The sequence below is a fragment of the Ornithinibacter sp. genome (assembly GCF_035443565.1).
GTDB lineage: Bacteria > Actinomycetota > Actinomycetes > Actinomycetales > Dermatophilaceae > Fodinibacter.
Map to the genome: position 1 here is coordinate 1 of NZ_DAORSO010000355.1, position 1,436 is coordinate 1,436.

1 protein-coding gene is annotated in these 1,436 nt (G+C 67.0%); it reads left to right on the forward strand.

Annotated features, from left to right (window positions below):
* The first annotated feature begins 101 nt into the window (after positions 1–101).
* Entirely contained in the window at positions 102–1,358 is a 1,257-nt protein-coding gene (locus PLL68_RS15160; RefSeq protein ID WP_324535529.1) for an integrase catalytic domain-containing protein, read from the forward strand.
* The last annotated feature ends 78 nt before the right edge of the window (positions 1,359–1,436 follow it).

Genomic DNA, 1,436 nt, shown 5'->3' on the forward strand with positions numbered 1-1,436 from the left:
CGGCTTGACTCACGATTACTGCCCGCGAAGCGTTCCCCGTGCCTCACGTAGGAATGCCCGCGAAACGGGGACGCTTGGGTGGTGTGAGGAGCGAACTGTCGATGCGATCCAGGGCCGAGGTCACGACGAGGTACGCGAAGGCGTACGTGAGCGCGAGGAAGAAGGACAAGGGCAGGGTGTTGGACGAGGTTGTCTCGGTGACGGGCTGGTCGCGCGACAACGCCCGGCGCCGGTTGACCGCGGCCGCCGCGCAACGCCCGGGCAGTGGCCGCGTGGTCGCTGTTGTGCCGAGGAAGCCTCGGGCGCAGGGATATTCGTACGACGCGCGCAAGGTGCTGCAGCGGGTGTGGGCCGCTTCGGGCGGTCAGTGCGGGAAGTACCTCGCTGCGTCGATGCGGGCCCAGTTGGACGCTCTGGAGCGGCACGGCGAGCTCGTGCCCGGGCAGGCCCGGTACTCCATGCAGGTGCGAGCCGAGCTGCTGGCCATGTCCGCGGCGACGATCGACCGGTACCTGGCCCCGGCCAAGGCGAAGGACGCGATCGGTGGGGTGTCGACGACCAAGCCGTCCCCGCTGCTGCGCTCGAGCATCACGATCCGCAAGGCCGGCGACGAGGTCGAGGCCGAACCGGGGTTCTTCGAGGGCGATACCGTCGCGCACTGCGGACCCACCCTCAAGGGCGAGTTCGCCCGCACCCTGAACCTGACCGACGTGCGGACCGGGTGGGTGTTCACCCGGTCGGTCCGTAACAACGCCAACACCCACATCCTGTCCGCGCTGCAAGCGGCGCTCGATGAAATCCCCTACGCCGTAACGGGGTTGGACTTCGACAACGGCTCCGAGTTCCTCAACTACCCGGTCATCGAGTGGGCCGCGGACCGGAAGATCTTCTTCACCCGATCGCGGCCGTACAAGAAGAACGACCAAGCCACGATCGAGTCCAAGAACAACCACCTCGTGCGCAAGTACGGCTTCTACTACCGCTACGACACAGAGGACGAGCGCACGGTCTTGAACCGGCTCTGGCCGCTGGTCAACGACCGCCTGAACTACCTCACCCCGACCATCAAACCGATCGGGTACGCCACCACCAGCGACGGCCGCCGGCGACGCCTGTATGACAAACCAGCCACCCCGCTGGAACGGCTACTCGCCGCGAGAGTCCTCGCCCGGGCGCAGGAAGCCGAACTGATCGCACACCGCGACACCCTCAACCCCGCGCACCTCGCCCGGCGTATCAGCGACCTCCAGGCGCGCCTGCTCGTGCTGGCCAAGGACAAGACCGAACAACTCTACCTGGCCAGCTTCCCCACCGCCCTGCCCGACGTCCGCAAGGGCATCCGCACCAAAGCCGGCTGACCCCACCCCCCCTTTCGCGGGCAGTCCTATCTGAGGCATGGACCACCTTTCGCGGGCATCTTGACGTGAGGCATCACG

What these genes read in the sequence shown, in the direction of transcription:
- PLL68_RS15160 (WP_324535529.1), top strand. Translation starts at nt 102, where the DNA reads ATGCGATCCAGGGCCGAGGTCACGACGAGGTACGCGAAGGCGTACGTG.